The 14,848-nt window shown below is 44.4% G+C and carries 20 protein-coding genes; 11 read left to right on the top strand and 9 right to left on the bottom strand.

The genetic code is table 11. From position 1 onward, the window contains the following. Positions 1–5 precede the first annotated feature (5 nt). Positions 6–503, bottom strand: a complete 498-nt coding sequence (gene khtT / locus BV11031_RS13160; RefSeq protein WP_010329234.1) for a K(+)/H(+) antiporter subunit KhtT — start codon at positions 501–503, stop codon at positions 6–8. A gap of 61 nt (positions 504–564) precedes the next feature. After that, entirely contained in the window at positions 565–882 is a 318-nt protein-coding gene (locus BV11031_RS13155; RefSeq protein WP_010329235.1) for a hypothetical protein, read from the bottom strand. Between the two features lie 187 nt (positions 883–1,069). Here BV11031_RS13155 and BV11031_RS13150 point away from each other — a divergent pair, with 187 nt between their 5' ends. Beyond that, a complete protein-coding gene (locus BV11031_RS13150; protein WP_010329236.1) occupies positions 1,070–1,837 on the top strand; it encodes an enoyl-CoA hydratase in 768 nt (255 codons plus the stop codon). 20 nt (positions 1,838–1,857) lie between these two features. Here the strand turns inward: BV11031_RS13150 and BV11031_RS13145 are convergent, their stop codons facing one another. Further along, positions 1,858–2,043 (bottom strand): YhzD family protein, encoded by a 186-nt coding sequence (locus BV11031_RS13145; RefSeq protein ID WP_010329237.1) that lies wholly within the window; start codon positions 2,041–2,043, stop codon positions 1,858–1,860. A 126-nt stretch (positions 2,044–2,169) separates the two neighbouring features. On the opposite strand from BV11031_RS13145, the gene BV11031_RS13140 reads away from it, so the two are divergent. The 6 genes from BV11031_RS13140 to yhaL all read left to right on the top strand — a co-directional run bounded on the left by BV11031_RS13140 (position 2,170) and on the right by yhaL (position 9,908). Then, positions 2,170–3,066: an ABC transporter ATP-binding protein gene (locus tag BV11031_RS13140; protein ID WP_010329238.1), complete on the top strand. Its 897-nt coding sequence runs from the start codon at positions 2,170–2,172 to the stop codon at positions 3,064–3,066. After that, positions 3,059–4,318, top strand: coding sequence for an ABC transporter permease (locus BV11031_RS13135; RefSeq protein WP_010329239.1), 1,260 nt, complete (start codon positions 3,059–3,061; stop codon positions 4,316–4,318). Before BV11031_RS13140 ends, BV11031_RS13135 begins: the two co-directional genes overlap by 8 nt. 106 nt (positions 4,319–4,424) lie before the next feature. Beyond that, positions 4,425–5,651, top strand: coding sequence for a metallophosphoesterase family protein (locus tag BV11031_RS13130; RefSeq protein ID WP_026014475.1), 1,227 nt, complete (start codon positions 4,425–4,427; stop codon positions 5,649–5,651). A 4-nt stretch (positions 5,652–5,655) separates the two neighbouring features. Further along, positions 5,656–8,553: an ATP-binding protein gene (locus tag BV11031_RS13125; RefSeq protein ID WP_082246332.1), complete on the top strand. Its 2,898-nt coding sequence runs from the start codon at positions 5,656–5,658 to the stop codon at positions 8,551–8,553. A gap of 73 nt (positions 8,554–8,626) precedes the next feature. Beyond that, entirely contained in the window at positions 8,627–9,571 is a 945-nt protein-coding gene (gene yhaM, locus BV11031_RS13120) for a 3'-5' exoribonuclease YhaM (protein WP_010329242.1), read from the top strand. Between the two features lie 124 nt (positions 9,572–9,695). Then, the gene (gene yhaL, locus BV11031_RS13115; protein ID WP_010329243.1) at positions 9,696–9,908 is read left to right on the top strand and encodes a sporulation protein YhaL; all 213 of its coding nucleotides are present in this window, start codon (positions 9,696–9,698) and stop codon (positions 9,906–9,908) included. Between the two features lie 40 nt (positions 9,909–9,948). On the opposite strand, the gene BV11031_RS13110 is transcribed toward yhaL, so the two are convergent. Further along, a complete protein-coding gene (locus BV11031_RS13110; RefSeq protein WP_010329244.1) occupies positions 9,949–10,815 on the bottom strand; it encodes a peptidylprolyl isomerase PrsA in 867 nt (288 codons plus the stop codon). A 159-nt stretch (positions 10,816–10,974) separates the two neighbouring features. Between BV11031_RS13110 and yhzE1 the strand changes: the two genes are divergently transcribed. Then, a complete protein-coding gene (gene yhzE1, locus BV11031_RS13105) occupies positions 10,975–11,061 on the top strand; it encodes a sporulation protein YhzE1 (RefSeq protein ID WP_003327753.1) in 87 nt (28 codons plus the stop codon). A gap of 123 nt (positions 11,062–11,184) precedes the next feature. Then, entirely contained in the window at positions 11,185–11,271 is an 87-nt protein-coding gene (yhzE2, locus tag BV11031_RS13100; RefSeq protein WP_003155248.1) for a sporulation protein YhzE2, read from the top strand. A 55-nt stretch (positions 11,272–11,326) separates the two neighbouring features. On the opposite strand, the gene BV11031_RS13095 is transcribed toward yhzE2, so the two are convergent. Together BV11031_RS13095 and BV11031_RS13090 are read right to left on the bottom strand one after the other, a co-directional pair. Then, a complete protein-coding gene (locus BV11031_RS13095) occupies positions 11,327–11,509 on the bottom strand; it encodes a hypothetical protein (RefSeq protein ID WP_082022485.1) in 183 nt (60 codons plus the stop codon). Positions 11,510–11,616: 107 nt separating this feature from the next. Beyond that, a complete protein-coding gene (locus BV11031_RS13090) occupies positions 11,617–12,135 on the bottom strand; it encodes a DUF3267 domain-containing protein (RefSeq protein WP_010329245.1) in 519 nt (172 codons plus the stop codon). A gap of 207 nt (positions 12,136–12,342) precedes the next feature. Between BV11031_RS13090 and BV11031_RS13085 the strand changes: the two genes are divergently transcribed. After that, a complete protein-coding gene (locus tag BV11031_RS13085; protein WP_010329246.1) occupies positions 12,343–12,684 on the top strand; it encodes a YhaI family protein in 342 nt (113 codons plus the stop codon). On the opposite strand, the gene BV11031_RS13080 is transcribed toward BV11031_RS13085, so the two are convergent. Together BV11031_RS13080 and BV11031_RS13075 are read right to left on the bottom strand one after the other, a co-directional pair. Next, complete coding sequence (locus BV11031_RS13080) at positions 12,681–13,292, bottom strand: HTH-type transcriptional regulator Hpr (RefSeq protein ID WP_010329247.1); 612 nt, start codon at positions 13,290–13,292, stop codon at positions 12,681–12,683. The genes BV11031_RS13085 and BV11031_RS13080 overlap by 4 nt on opposite strands. Positions 13,293–13,470: 178 nt before the next feature. Further along, positions 13,471–13,827, bottom strand: coding sequence for a YtxH domain-containing protein (locus tag BV11031_RS13075; RefSeq protein ID WP_010329248.1), 357 nt, complete (start codon positions 13,825–13,827; stop codon positions 13,471–13,473). Between the two features lie 129 nt (positions 13,828–13,956). On the opposite strand from BV11031_RS13075, the gene yhzF reads away from it, so the two are divergent. Continuing rightward, positions 13,957–14,148 carry a membrane protein YhzF gene (gene yhzF, locus BV11031_RS13070; protein ID WP_010329249.1) on the top strand — a complete coding sequence of 64 codons (192 nt, stop codon included), beginning with the start codon at positions 13,957–13,959 and terminating at the stop codon, positions 14,146–14,148. A 73-nt stretch (positions 14,149–14,221) separates the two neighbouring features. On the opposite strand, the gene BV11031_RS13065 is transcribed toward yhzF, so the two are convergent. Next, the gene (locus BV11031_RS13065; protein ID WP_010329250.1) at positions 14,222–14,740 is read right to left on the bottom strand and encodes a tryptophan transporter; all 519 of its coding nucleotides are present in this window, start codon (positions 14,738–14,740) and stop codon (positions 14,222–14,224) included. Positions 14,741–14,848 lie beyond the last annotated feature (108 nt).

Below are 14,848 nucleotides of genomic sequence, written 5' to 3'. Positions count from 1 at the left end.
GCCGTTCACACGCCCTCTCCAGAAAGAAAATCGTGAATCAGCTTCTTCAGATGCTTTCTTTCACCTGAGAGGACAAGGGTGTCATTTTCTTCAATAACCGAATCGGCTCCGGGGTGCAAAAGCTTTTCCTGGCTGTGCTTGATGATGGCGATGACAGTGACATCGCAATTCTGGCGGATATCAAGCTCCCCGAGTGTGCGTCCGATCGATTTGGCGCCTTTTTCGACTTTAAACCATTCAATAATGAGATCGCTGAAAGCCATTTCGATGGACTCCAGTGTTTGCGGTTTATAGACCATGCCACCTAGAATAGCGGCAACTTGCCTTGCTTCAGAATCATCCAATGAGATATTGGAAAGAAGCTCATCCGGGTCGCGGTCATGAAAGCGATAAATTTCTCTTCTTCCGTCATCGTGAATGATAATGGTCATCTTTTCGTGGCTTCTCGTTTCGATTTCAAATTTTTTGCCGATGCCCGGCAGATCGTTTTCTTTAATATTCAATGAAAATCCCTCCGAATGTAGTGTTGGCCAAGTGGGTCTGTTACAAACAAAACTTGATCATTTATATTCGGAGGTAATTAGACTGGTATTTGACAGGGACGGCGCAAACCTTTTCCAGCCTGTTTATCAGCGGTTCGTCAAGAGGCTTCACAGACAGCTGCCTGATAGAATGCGCCAGCGGACTGTACTCTTTGTTCAGCTCTGCAATGGACAGGCTGCCCGGCGAAGGCGTTTTGGCCGACTGAGTTTCCTGAGGATATGAGGACATAGGCACATAGCTGTCGGTGGTTTCTTCAAGCTGGGAAGGCAGAACCACGTCCGAAGGGGGAAAGTACACCACAAATAAACTTAACAGTAAACTGACTATCAATTTATCCATGCTTCCCCTCCTCCTTTTCTCATACTCATATCCTTTCTTTCACTATATAAAACTTTATGTTTCCACTCAAATAATATGCGTTTTTCAGTATCTATTGATCTTGAAAAATAAAAAGGTTTATTTGAGGATGGCGGGGAATGTATATAAGAGAAAGAAAAAAGCAAACGCATACATGGAGGTGTTTCATATGGAGTTTATTCAGTATGAAGTGAATGGAGCCGTTGCGGAGATTATCCTGAATCGCCCTGATGCCCACCATGCCTTGAATGAACAGATGCTGTCTGAACTGAAAGAGGCGGTTGAAAAGGCGGCTGAAAGTGAGGCGTTCATCGTCCTTCTGAGAGGAAGCGGAAAAGGTTTTTCGGCCGGCGGAGATATCCGGATGATGACATCAGAGCATGACCCTGATCAATTTAAGCGGCTGATGGATACGATTGAAGCTGTCACGCTGTCGTTATATCAGATGAAGAAAGTGACAATTGCAGCTATTCACGGCGCTGCTGCGGGACTGGGCTTGAGTTTGGCGCTCTGCGCTGATATTGTGCTCGCGGAAAAAAACGCCGTTCTCGCGATGAATTTTATCGGCATTGGGCTTGTTCCAGACGGCGGAGGGCATTATTTGCTGAAGAAAAGAATAGGGGAAGCGAAGGCGAAAAAGCTGATTTGGAGCGGGAAAAAATGTTCCGCCGCGGAAGCCGCCGATATGGGGCTCCTTGACGGAACATTTGCCGGAGACCCTGCGGAAGGTGCAAGACCATTTATCGAAACCCTGTTGGCCTCACCTTTATTGGCGATGATCGAAACGAAAGCGATTTTTCAAAGCCTCCAGCGTGAAGAACTGAAAATGGTGCTTGCCCTTGAACGCAGCGCTCAAGAGAAAATGAGAAGAACCAAGGATCATCAGGAAGGAATCCGTGCCTTTTTGGAAAAACGAGAGCCGAGGTTTCAAACGTAACAGATCAGCCGGAAAGCTGATCATCTTTGAAACAAAATCAGCTTTCCGGCTGCATTGACCACACGATGGGTATGACTGTAAAGGTCTTTTTCTTTCAACAAGGCTTCACCACGCCATTTAGCCGCTTCCTCATTTTCCGCCTCGAACTGCTCGTTCATCAGTATTTCCCCAGAAGGATCAAAAGCTGTAAGGAAATAATCAGCCATCAGGTCTCCCCTCCATTTTAAGGTTTATCAATCTATCTACATTTATATTCTAATAAGGAAATGAAAATCCTTTATTAAATTTGATCCAAAACTAGTATATAATGGGTCAAGGAAGGAGGAGATACGGTGCTTAAGATTGATCACGTAACAAAGACATTTGGAGCTGATAAAGCTGTTGACGGACTGAACTTAGACATTCCGGAACAGCAAATGTTCGGTCTTCTAGGCGCAAACGGAGCGGGTAAAACGACGACGTTTCGCATGATTCTTGGTTTATTAAGCATTACGGAGGGCTCAATCAGCTGGAAAGGCCGTCCTGTGAATTACAATATCAGCAACAAAATCGGTTATTTGCCGGAAGAACGGGGCCTTTATCCGAAAATGAAGGTAAAGGATCAGCTTGTCTACCTTGCCAGATTAAAAGGAATGGAGAAGCAGGAGGCTGTTAGAGAGCTTGGCACATGGCTTGAACGATTCAATATAACAGATTACGAGAACAAGAAGGTGGAAGAGCTTTCGAAGGGAAACCAGCAAAAAATCCAATTCATTTCGGCTGTTTTGCATAAGCCGGAGCTATTGATTCTTGATGAACCGTTCAGCGGTCTGGACCCTGTCAATGTTGAGCTGTTAAAAGAGGCTGTGATTTCTCTGAAAAACAGCGGTGTTTCTATTTTATTTTCCAGCCACCGGATGGAGCATGTGGAGGAGCTTTGTGAGAACCTTTGCATCCTGCAGAAAGGAAGGCCGGTTGTGCAAGGCAAACTGAAGGAGATCAAGCGTTCCTTCGGAAAAAAGAATGTTACCATTCACTCCGATGACGATCTGCGTTTTTTGCAGTCTCATGAAGGCATTCTCCAATGGAAGGAAACGGCTGGCGGCGTCAAGCTGCAGATCGCTAATGAAGACATGTCTCAAGAGATCTTTGCCATGCTCCAAGGAAAAGGGTTTATCAGAAAGTTTGAGCTTGAAGAGCCGTCACTGCATGATATTTTTATAGAAAAGGTGGGGGCTGTCTATGAATAAATTTTGGATCATGCTTTCTCATACATATAAAAATAAGATAATGTCAAAATCTTTTATTATCTCGACTGTCATTACGGTACTGCTTGTATTAGTTGTAACGAATCTGGAGTCGATCATTTCTTCTTTTCAAGGTGATGATGCGAAAGAAAAAATCGCTGTTGTTGATGAAACAAACGAATTATATCCAATTTTCTCGAGGCAGCTGAAAGCGGTGGATACAAACGGTGATCTTGATGTGAAGCAGTCGAAGCAATCCGCTGACGAGGTCACAAAGCAAGTCAAAGATGAAACGCTTGATGGCATGCTGATCATCAAACGAGATGAAAAAGGGGCCATTTCAGGAACGTATAAAGCGTTAACGATTTCTGATGATAGCACGTATCAAACGTTGCAGCAGGCGCTGACGCAAACCAAAACAGCTGTCGGAACAGCGGAGCTCGGCGTTTCGCAGGAAACGATCAGCAGCCTTTATGCGCCTGTTGCTGTCGGGCAGGAGGTACTGAAAGAAGGGGCGAAGTCTGAGGAAGAGCTTGGCCAGACAGTAGGGCTTGTTTACATTATGCTGTTTGTCATTTATTTCTCAGTCATTATGTATGCCAGCATGATTGCGATGGAGGTCGCAACCGAAAAATCCTCGCGCGTCATGGAAATATTGATCTCAAGCATGCCGCCGATCCAGCAGATGTTTGCAAAGCTGCTTGGCATCGGGCTTGTCGGAATCACGCAGCTTGCTGTCATTATTGCTGTCGGCTCTCTGTCGCTTAAGCTGAACAAAACGGGTGAAACAGCTTCATCTGTCGGCGGTTTTCTTAATCTGACCGACGTTTCCGCAACCACTGTCGTCTATGCTGTGATTTTCTTTTTGCTCGGATACTTTTTATACGCGACACTCGCCGCATTTCTTGGCAGTGTCGTCAGCAGAATAGAGGACGTGCAGCAAACGATCACGCCGATGACGCTTTTGGTTGTCGCCGGTTTTATGATCGCGATGTTTGGCTTGAGTACACCTGACGCAGGATTTATTACGGTAACCTCGTTTATTCCTTTCTTTACGCCAATGATTATGTTTTTGCGCGTTGGGATGCTTGATATTCCGTTTTGGCAGGCAGCTACTGGAATTGGAATCACATTGCTTACCATCGTCATACTGGCCGTCATCGGCGCCAGAATTTACAAAGGCGGTGTGTTGGTTTACAGCAATTCAAGCGCATTCAAAGCAATCAAACAAGCGCTTCGTTTAGCGAAAAATTGATTGAAAAACAGCCTGGGAATCCTCAGGCTGTTTCTTTTTTGACAGAACGTGCATTCGTAAGAATTCGGTGCTAAAATAAGGGTACTTCATCCTGGAAAGGAGCAGAATGTTGACTGATCTAACCTTTATTCATGCGGCAGATCTTCATCTCGACAGCCCGTTTTACGGAATATCGCATCTGCCGGAACCGATTTTTGCCCGGATTAAAGAAAGCACGTTTGCAAGCGTGAGACATATCATGGACGCCGCAGTGAGAGAAAACGTTGATTTCATTTTGCTTGCGGGGGATTTGTTTGATGAAGCCAATCGAAGCTTAAAGGCGCAGCTCTTTTTGAAGAAACAGTTTGAGAGACTGAGAGAAAGCGGGATTTCAGTTTATGTGATCTTTGGGAACCACGATCATCTGGGCGGGGAGTGGACGCCGATTGAATGGCCTGAGAATGTCCACATCTTTTCGTCGGCTGTTCCTGAAGAAAAATCGTTTTATAAAGAAGGCAGGCGCTTAGCGAGCATTTACGGCTTTAGTTATCAGGAAAGAGCCGTGACGGAAAACCAAGCCGCCCGCTATCGGAGGTCGACTGACGCGCCTTTTCATATCGGTATGCTTCACGGTACGCTATCAGGAGCTGAAGGACATGATCCGTATTGCCCGTTTACACATGACGATCTCGTGAAGAGCGGAATGGATTATTGGGCGCTTGGCCATATTCATAAACGCCAGATTCTTTCTGCCGAGCACCCCGCGGTCATCTATCCGGGAAACACGCAAGCACGCCATATGAAGGAGACCGGGGATAAAGGCTATTATCTCGTTCGTGTGGCAAACGGAGACATATCGTATGACTTTCAGAAAGCGCACGATGTCCTGTGGGAAAAAGCGGCAGTTGATGTGACGGAGGCCAAGAATATGACCGTCCTTTTCCAAATGGTTGAAGACGCGTTTTCGAAGCTGCGGACAAAGGGCAGCCCTGTTTGTGTCAGGCTTGTATTGCAAGGGACCGCGCCGCAATGGCTGCTGGAGGCGCCAAGAGGCACTTTGGATGAGCTTCTTGAAGCGTTTCAGGAGCAAGAGGCCGAGGAGGAACACTTCATTTGGCCGTTCTCATTGGAAGACGAAACAGAACATGAAACAAACCTTACAAACCTTGATCCTTTTTTTGGCGGTTTATTTGCAGATATTGACCGCGGCGATCTGTCAGCTGTGCTGGAAGGGCTTGAGCGGCATCCTGTGTATAGAAGGCATGCGGACCGGTTTAGCCAAGAGGAGGTAAAGGAAATAAAAGAGCAGGCACAGATTTTATTGAAAAGACAGCTTAAGGTGCTTGAAACATGAGGCGGTGAACGCTTTGCGAATTAAATCTTTACATATCTACCAATACGGGAAATTTTCCAACCGCACCTTTCACTTTTCCGCCTCACCTGTCCAATTAATCTACGGATTAAATGAGGCAGGAAAAACGACGATCATGTCATTTATTGAAAGCATGCTGTTTGGTTTTCCGAAAACGAAAAAATATGAACCGAAAACAGGCGGTGTCTACGGTGGTTTTCTTGAAGCTGAACATCCAGAATTTGGGCTGTTGAAGATCGAAAGGACGAAAGGGACCGCCGAAAAGCTAAGAGTGTACACAGAAAAGGGCGAAGTGAAGCAGGGAGATGTTTTAAAGCAGCTGTTTCAAGGCACGGACAGGGCGCTGTACAAAGCCATTTATTCGTTTGATGTATTCGGGCTGCAGGAAATTCACGCTTTTAATCGGGACAAGATTGGGGAGTTTTTGCTGTTTTCCAGCTTGTTTGGCGCTGAAGCCGTATCGAAGCTTGATTCAAAGCTGACAAAGGAAAGCGAAAGGCTCTATAAACCAAACGGGCGGAATCCCCAATTAAATCAGGAGCTGGAAACGCTTAAGCAGCTGGCAGCGAAGCTAAAACAGGCTGAAGCAGAGGAAGCGGGCTATCATCAGCTCCTTGAGAAAAAAAGAACGCTCGAATCCCGTCTTGCAGCTGCAGAAACCGAATTGAAAGAAGCGGCAGGACATATCCGAACCATTGAGGGAGCGGTTGAGCTGAAACCGTTGCTAGCTGAAAAAGCGGCTCTCGAACAGGCGATGGCACAATATCCGGAGCAGGCAGGACAATTTCCTGCTGACGGACTGCATCAGCTGGAAAAATATGAATCCCACCTTCACCCGAAATCCGCGCAGCTTGAGGCGCTTCGGGTGAAGATGGCGGAACTGGACAAACAGATGCAAAAGCTTAACCCAGATCAAGAAATGTTGGCGAAAGAAGCGCTGATACAAGAACTTTCGGCAGCGTTCCATCTGTATCAATCCTACGGAGAACAGCTCGCCGCCATTCAGGCACAGCTGCGCCAGTCGTCCGCACAGACAGCGGCCGGACTGGAACAGCTCAATCAAACGGATGAAAATGAGCTTCTGAATATGAACACGTCATATGACTATGAATGGCAGCTTCAGCAGGCGGTGCAGCAATATGTGCAGGCAAGAGACAGAAAACGGCAGCTTGATGAGACGTTTGAGCTTGCCCGCCAAGAGCTGGAGGATGCGGAAAAGGCCGTTCATGCCGCTTCATCCGCCATCCTAGAAAACAGCGATAGAAAAGAGAAAGAAGCCGCCCTAAAAGCATATGATGAAGCACAGGGGCATCATCAGGAGCAAGCGAAACTGCGAGAACAGCTGAAGTATGTTGAAAGGCAGCAGGTAAAACAAAAAAAGACTGTCATGGCAGCTGGTATGTTGTTCATTGTTCTCTTTCTGCTGCTGCAGCAATGGATTCCCGCCATCTGCATCGGCGCTGCACTTATTGCGTATTGGCTTGTATCAGGTAAACAAACAACGTCTTCCCGAAACAGCCGGGAGAATGGACAGCCAATGACGGATATGCCGCCGGCAGAAGCCGAAGCGCTTAGAGAAGCGTTATGGGAGGATGACCGAAATAAACAGCATCTCATCACACAGCGGGCAGTGCTCCAGCAAAAAGAGGCGGCTTATGAAAGGGTTATCCAGCAGTTTGAACAGTGGGAAGCCGATATGGCCCCGTCCTTTGCTCAGGTCGAGCGTTTTATGAAGGAGCTCAGATTCAAGGAAGATCCGTCTTTTTTGCTTGATGCATACAATTTGATGAAGGATGTCAAAAAAGAAGTGAAGAAAAAGCATGAGCTGACAATTGAAGCAGGCAGGCTGAAAAAGCACCGTCGAATCTTTGAGGAGCGGGTCAATAAGCTTCTTCCTGCTGATCAAAGTGAGCATATCTCCATCTCGGACGCTCTACATACATTGCGGAACAATGTTGAACGTGAAAAAGAAATTGAGAAGCAGAAAAAGGGAATGGAAACAGATAGTCATTATGCAAGGGAGCAGCTGCTGGAGCTTGAACAAGAAACACAGTATTTTCAAACGCGGATCGAACAGTTATTTTCCGCGGCGGGTGCGAAAGACAGAAATGAGTTTTGTGCTTTAGCTGATATCAGCAGGCAATTGAAGGAGACAGAGAACAAGCTCCATCACGTAAACGCGCAGCTTCAAGGCGGACACCCGGAGGAGCTTGAACTGGCGGCTTCCCATACACTTTCTGAATTGAAAAGCAAGCAAATCATTGAGAGTGAAAGAACAGCGCAGCTGACTGAAGAGATCGAGCAGCTTCGCAGTCAGGCCGCAATGCTCTTCGTTAAACAAGAACAATTAGAGGCCTCAGGATTGGTTTCAGATCTCAAGCTGCAAATGGAAATGCAAAAAGAACGTGTGAAAGACACAGCTAAAAAATGGTCTTCAATCCAAATGATCAAACAAGTGATCCGAAACAAATTGGAGCGGCATAAAAAAGTCGAGCTCCCGCGCCTTCTGGAGACGGCGGGAGAATTTGTCCGACCGCTGACTGACGGAAGCTACCGAACGATCTATTTTTCTGAAACCGATGATTCCATGATGGTCACGCATAGTGATGGCACTGTCTATCATGCGGAAGAGCTGTCGCAGGGAACGTGTGAGCAATTGTATACAGCGATCCGATTTGCTTTGGCGGTTACGCGTCAGGATGAGGCAATGCTCCCGTTCCAGCTTGATGACAGCTTTGTTCATTTTGATCAGGAAAGGCTCAAACGTGTAGTAGATGTTTTATATGATTTATCTATAGGAGGAAGGCAAATTTTGTATTTTACATGCCATGAGCATGTAAAGAATGCGTTTCAAAGCAGCCAAATCATTGATTTGGGGCTATAAAAGAGGTTCTATAGCTGTCAATCGGTATGTGATATACTGATATTATGTAAGATACGGAGGGAGCTTTAATAGAATGGCTAAAGGGATTATGCTACATGAGGTTGGCGAACAGGTGGACCAATATCTATTGATTAAATCCTTGACGAAAGGGATTGCCAGCAACGGGAAACCGTTTTTAACGCTGATGCTGCAAGATCAGTCAGGCGATATTGAAGCGAAGCTGTGGGATGCCAAGCAAAGTGACGAAGTGACCTATGCGCCGCAGACGATTGTGAAGGTCGTGGGGGATGTCCACCATTACCGCGGGCGCACCCAGCTGAAGCTGAGAAATATCAGGCCGGCGGGCGAGCATGAAAACGTCAGTATTGATGATTTTTTAGAAACCGCGCCGATTCCGAAAAATGAAATGATGGATACCATCACTCAATATATATTTGAAATGAAAAATCCGAATATCCAGCGGATCACAAGGTTTTTAGTCAAAAAACACGAAGCAGAGTTTATGGATTATCCAGCGGCTACGAAAAACCACCATGAGTTTGTTTCAGGTTTAGCGTATCATGTTGTCTCGATGCTGAATCTGGCGAAATCGATTGCGGATTTATATCCGTCTCTTGACCGTGATCTGCTCTATGCCGGCGTGATCCTGCATGATCTCGGAAAAGTGAAAGAGCTGTCCGGCCCTGTTTCCACGTCGTATACGGTCGAAGGCAATTTGCTCGGCCATATTTCGATTATGGTCACAGAGCTGTCAAAAGCGGCTGAGGAGCTTCAAATCGATTCTGAAGAGGTGTTAATTCTTCAGCACTTGATTTTGAGCCACCACGGCAAAGCGGAATGGGGCAGCCCGAAACCGCCGATGGTGAAAGAAGCGGAAATCCTGCACTATATAGACAACCTGGATGCAAAAATGAATATGATGGACAGAGCGCTCGAGCGCGTGAAGCCGGGTGAGTACACTGAACGTGTATTCGCGCTGGAAAACCGTTCCTTTTACAAACCGACTTTTCATAAATAACCAAAAAGGACTGATGCTGAATCATTCAGGTCAGTCCTTTTTTATGCGCGTTTGCCGCTCATAACTCGTCTCATTCCCGCATAGATTTAAGAATAAAGAATCTATGCAAAAGGGGGAGAAGCCCGTGTTATTTTTTCCGTGGTGGGTGTATCTTTGTATTGTAGGCATCATTTTCAGTGCATATAAACTTGTGGCGGCAGCCAAAGAGGAAGAAAAAGCAGATCAGTCCTTTATTGAAAAAGAAGGGCAGATATATATGGAGAGGATGGAAAAGGAGAGAGAGCGCCGCAGTTCTCAGCAGACTGAAGACGAAAATCAAAACCATTCCATCGCATAAAAAAGCTGTGCAGCTCAATGAGTCTGCACAGCTTTTTTTATTATTTAGAACTAGAAGTGCTGTCGCTTTCTGAAGATGTTTTAAATGTGTCTTTCAGATCTTTATCTTTTACTTCAATGTCAGCTTTCTTCATGACTTTTTGAACAGCTTCCTGAACGGCTGCGTTGTCATTTAGCTTTTGTTCAAGAACTTCAGATTTCAGTTCTTTTTTCATGTCATCGTATTTGCCGCGTTCTTCTGTCTTTTTAATAATGTGATAGCCGTATTGTGATTTGACAGGATCACTGACTTCATCTGTTTTTAGTTTAAATGCAGCTTTGCTGAATTCTTCCACCATACCATCTTTTGCGAACCAGCCAAGGTCGCCGCCTTGAGAAGATGAAGCAGTGTCTGTAGAATATTCTTTTGCAAGGTCTTCAAATTTCTCGCCTTTTTTCAGCTTTTTCTCTACTTCTTCAGCTGTCTTTTTATCAGCGACTAGGATGTGGCTTGCGCGGATTTTGTCTTTTAAGCCTTCCCAGTACTCTTTCGTATCAGCATCTGTTACTTTGATTTTATCTTTAGCCGCTTTTTGTGTAAGCAATTCATATTTTACCTGCTCTTTAAGGTAATTCTTTCCATATTGTTCTTCAAGAGCAGTATATTGATCGCCAAGCTGTGTTTTGTATTCTTTCAGCTTTTTGTCAATTTCTTTATCTGTTACTTTATATTTCTCGTCTAATACTTTTTCTTGCACCAGCTGTGTCAGGACGCTTGCACCAGCTGTTTTCTTCATATTTGTGTAGAGCTCGCCTTTCGTTACATCGCCTGCGTCTGTTTTTGCGATGACTTCTTTGTCGCCGCCGCTGCAAGCACTGAGAGCGAGGATGCTTGTCGCGGTGATAGCTGCTATTGTGATTTTTTTCATTGTTTTCAAACACTCCTAATCATTCCAAATTAAATTACCTAAGCGTATCATAACACATTGTAGCTACCTGTAAAAAGATTTTAAATAACGGGCATTCGTCTAGTCAAACTTTTGCTGACGGCATACTTATATATTGATCAAGAAAAGGAGGTATGTAACATGAGCGGAGGATACTCTAACGGTTTCGCATTGCTTGTCGTACTGTTCATTTTGCTTATCATCGTAGGTGCAGCATACATCTACTAAGCAGCCCAGGGATCGCTTGCAAGATAAGCGATCCTTTATTTTCCTAGCGCCTAATCGTTTCAATCGTGAATTGCATAAGATGTAATTGGAAAATAAAGCTTTTTACAGGAGGTGCTTTTTAAGATGGGTGAAGTATTTGCAGGCGGTTTCGCTTTATTGGTTGTGTTATTTATTTTATTGATTATCATCGGCGCTTCTTGGCTGTACTAATCAAAATAAAAAGCATAGCTGCAAAATCAGCAGCTATGCTTTTTTTCATACATAATTACACAGTAAAGGAGATCTCGACGAATGAAGAGATCAGTAAAATTAATATAGATATATTGATAAAACGGAATACCTTATCCTGCCGTTCTTCAGGAATCTCTCTGACAAGGCATAATGTATTGGTGAGCCTGTTTATGAAATATAAAATAAACACGGCAGCCACGATAAAATAGAATAAAATGATGGGAGATTCCCCCTCTCTCTGAACTGTCCCATATTACATTACCAAATATTTATTAAAAAAGATAGAATGCAAATTGAAAAATCGCCGCTAGCGACAAGGTTTGGCTACTTTTCAACAAGAATATCCAAGCCATCTGCTTCCTGATCAATGAAAGCGGCTTTCGGCGCTTGTATGAGCTTGAGGGCCAGCAAGAAATCAGGCAGACAGTAGCCGGCATGGATGCCCGAAATCATACAGAAATAATGAGCGTGATTCGGAAAAGCCAGCGCGGCGTAAAACAATACAGGCGTTATCAGCAAGAACGGGCTTACGAGTGAAATCAGCATTGTCGTTTTTGGTATCCGTTTCCATGCGGGCATGCGCAAGATGGTAAACTTTTTATCTAATTTTCTTTTTTTGCAGATGATCGGCAGGACATGGATGACTTTATGTACAAATAAAATAACGACGAGCAAACCGCCGAATAAAGCTACATATTCATCGCTTAAGCTGGTGCCGGGGCGAAGCAGCTCAAATGCTAAAAAGGTCGATATAAAAACAAAAATCATAAAACATACAGCAATTAGTATGAGGCGAACGGCGCCATAATCCTTCATGAGATTTATGGTCTTCCAGCAATTCATTAAAGTCATCCTTCCATACATCTTGAATAGAATCTCAAAATAATTTACTCCTCCTATGAGAAAAAATCAATGCTTTTTTAAGAAAAAAAATCATCCGGAAGGTATTTTTTTGAAATAGGCAAACAAACAGCGAAATATAGGGTTAGAACTTTCTTCTCAGTGAATTATCAGCTAAAATAAGATTAAAGATAGAAAGAAGTGGTGTGGATGGATTCGATGGATCATCGCATTGAGCGATTAGAATATTACATACAATTATTAGTGAAAACAGTAGATATGGACAGGTACCCTTTCTATGCGCTTCTCATTGACAAAGGGCTGAGCAGGGAAGAAGGGGAAGAGGTGTTAAGGATATGCGTTGAATTGTCAGAAGAGCTGGCAGCACAAAAAGCGCAAGGGTTTGTAACCTTCGATAAGCTCCTTGCGCTTTTTGCCGGACAGCTGAATGAAAAATTAGATGTTCATGAAACGATTTTTGCCCTGTACGAGCAGGGGCTTTATCAAGAGCTGATGGAAGTCTTTATCGGCATCATGAAGCACTTTGATTAACTGTTTACAGGTTCGAGCTCTTCTGCCGGTTCATCCGCAGCACTGTCCTTTGCTTTTTTCTTCAGTTTTCCGTTTTCGCTTTCAAAGTCATGGTCAATATTGGTGAGTGACGTTTCGAAAATTTCCATAAAATCATCGCCGTAGATATGGCGTATCATACACATCAGTTCTGCCACTTCAGGGAATTTTCCGAATAAATGATAAAGTGGCTGTGACCCTTTAAAAACCGCGTTGCGAGTCGGATCAAATTCCTCAAGCAAGCTCCAGAATACCTCAGTTCCTTCCTCAGTCAATTGGACGTATGTGTTCCGTTTATCATTCAGCCGTTTGGAGAACCTTAAATATCCTCTCTCTTCCAGCTTTTTTGAAAAGTTGAATGCGGTTGATACGTGCATGACGCCGAATTTCGCGATTTCAGAAATGGAAGCTCCATTCAATTGGTACGCAATCCATAAAATATGATGCTCATTAATATTCAGGTCATACGGTTTAAGCCATTGCTGCCAATCCTTCTCGATCGATTTCCAAAGAGCCTTGCTAAGCTGAGCCATTTTCTGGGTAAAGACCAGAGCCTCTTTCACATCATAGGGCGGTTCCACTCGATTCATTACGTCACCTGCTTCTCTTTTTCTTTTTCTCTATTATGCCAATAAAATAAAGATTAATAAAGATGAAAATGTAAGAATTTTTTAATAAATTCTCCATCCATTGCTATGAGAGGCTTTTTAGGCAAAAAAAAAATGCGGGGCCCATTTTGGCCCGCATTTTTTTCTTTTGAATAGGATATTAGTTTTGTAAGGTTTTCTCCAGCTGTTTGATCTTTTCTTCAATATCAGCGATTTCTTTTTGCAGATCCTGCTGATGAGGTTTGATCTCTTCCTGCCATTTTTTAATTGACGTTTGGAGCTCGCCGCTCACATCTTTAATGACATCTGTGCTTTCTTTTGCCGCTTTGATCAGTTGGTCTTTTAACGCAAGCCCGTCCGATTTTAAGCGTTTGATTGTTTCCTCGAAAGAATCATAATTGGTTTTCATTTTTTCACGCAGCTGCGCTCCTGAAGAAGGTGCAGTAAGAAGAACTGCTGCCCCTCCGATAATGCCGCCTACGAATAGTCCTGTTAGCAGAGAACGTCCGTCCGCCATTACAATCACCCCGTCTTTTTCTTGGAAATAGGATTCATTCAGTATGTTTCATTTTTGTTGAAAGCTTGAACTTCTATACATAGCTTGCTTTATTTTAGCATATTTTTTAAGTGAAAAGGAGGGAGAAGGTTGTCTGTCTTTACGATTGTGTTATCCTGCATCACCCTTGCCTTCGCTTCGGGCGCTGTTTACTATCTCAGACTCCTCAGCCAGGCTGCTTCTTATCCGCCCAAGAAGGTCATCCGGCAGAAAGCGCTCGTTTGTTCAACCGGAACCGCCTTTACACTATGTCTTATCTTTTTCACAAAACTCTTTGCTTAAAACATGCTGACGTGCTGCGGACTCTCTGTCGAAAAAAACCTCTCCCGGAAGCGGAAGAGGTTTTGGGTGACAATTATTCAGCAGCTTCCATAAAGCTCGAACGTCTTAAAATGGATTGTACTATCGGATAAATCACGATCAGTGCGATTGTATTCAGTACAGCGGCCGGCAGAACAACAGCCGCGAACAATGCGGCAAAACCGCCAGGCAAACCGACAATCAAAAAAGCTGATGATAAAAAAACAATTCCCGATAAGATGGTCCCGATCGCTGTCAGCACAGCGGCTGCACCTGTTTTCTGGCTCTTTCTGCACAAGAGAAACAGGGTGAAGAACAAAAACGCGGACACGGGTTTATCGATGATGTTGGGAATCTGTCCGGCTGGAAATGCGGTTGTAAGCGCGGAAATGATTCCGGTGACAATCCCGATAGTGAGTACATTTTGCACCCGCGGGAACAGAAGGACGCCCAGGAACATCATGACTAACATCATATCTGGTTTCATGCCGCCTAAAAAAGGCGGAATAATGGAATGAAGCGCTGCGCCGATTGCGGCAAACAGAGCCATAATAACTAACTCTTTTGTTTTCATATCTATGCTCTCCTCTGCTAAGCTTTTTGCCCTCCAATAATATGCTCGTCATTTATTGCGAAGGCTTAAAGAATGTATTATGCAAACAGTATACCAAACGAACGGTTT

Origin of the sequence: Bacillus vallismortis (assembly GCF_004116955.1) — a bacterium.
Classification (GTDB): Bacteria; Bacillota; Bacilli; order Bacillales; family Bacillaceae; genus Bacillus; species Bacillus vallismortis.
This window is presented reverse-complemented; position numbering and strand designations above follow the sequence as displayed.

Excerpts from the sequence above, each read along its gene's own strand:
- BV11031_RS13145 (WP_010329237.1), bottom strand. The coding sequence starts at position 2,043 with ATGGCTGATTATTTCCTTACAGCTTTTGATCCTTCTGGGGAAATACTG.
- BV11031_RS13075 (WP_010329248.1), bottom strand. The coding sequence starts at position 13,827 with ATGGCGGACGGACGTTCTCTGCTAACAGGACTATTCGTAGGCGGCATT.
- BV11031_RS13150 (WP_010329236.1), top strand. The coding sequence starts at position 1,070 with ATGGAGTTTATTCAGTATGAAGTGAATGGAGCCGTTGCGGAGATTATC.
- BV11031_RS13090 (WP_010329245.1), bottom strand. The coding sequence starts at position 12,135 with ATGAATTGCTGGAAGACCATAAATCTCATGAAGGATTATGGCGCCGTT.
- BV11031_RS13110 (WP_010329244.1), bottom strand. The coding sequence starts at position 10,815 with ATGAAAAAAATCACAATAGCAGCTATCACCGCGACAAGCATCCTCGCT.
- BV11031_RS13085 (WP_010329246.1), top strand. The coding sequence starts at position 12,343 with ATGGATTCGATGGATCATCGCATTGAGCGATTAGAATATTACATACAA.
- yhzE1 (WP_003327753.1), top strand. The coding sequence starts at position 10,975 with ATGAGCGGAGGATACTCTAACGGTTTCGCATTGCTTGTCGTACTGTTC.
- BV11031_RS13135 (WP_010329239.1), top strand. The coding sequence starts at position 3,059 with ATGAATAAATTTTGGATCATGCTTTCTCATACATATAAAAATAAGATA.
- BV11031_RS13155 (WP_010329235.1), bottom strand. The coding sequence starts at position 882 with ATGGATAAATTGATAGTCAGTTTACTGTTAAGTTTATTTGTGGTGTAC.
- BV11031_RS13080 (WP_010329247.1), bottom strand. The coding sequence starts at position 13,292 with ATGAATCGAGTGGAACCGCCCTATGATGTGAAAGAGGCTCTGGTCTTT.
- BV11031_RS13065 (WP_010329250.1), bottom strand. The coding sequence starts at position 14,740 with ATGAAAACAAAAGAGTTAGTTATTATGGCTCTGTTTGCCGCAATCGGC.
- yhaM (WP_010329242.1), top strand. The coding sequence starts at position 8,627 with ATGGCTAAAGGGATTATGCTACATGAGGTTGGCGAACAGGTGGACCAA.
- BV11031_RS13130 (WP_026014475.1), top strand. The coding sequence starts at position 4,425 with ATGTTGACTGATCTAACCTTTATTCATGCGGCAGATCTTCATCTCGAC.
- yhzE2 (WP_003155248.1), top strand. The coding sequence starts at position 11,185 with ATGGGTGAAGTATTTGCAGGCGGTTTCGCTTTATTGGTTGTGTTATTT.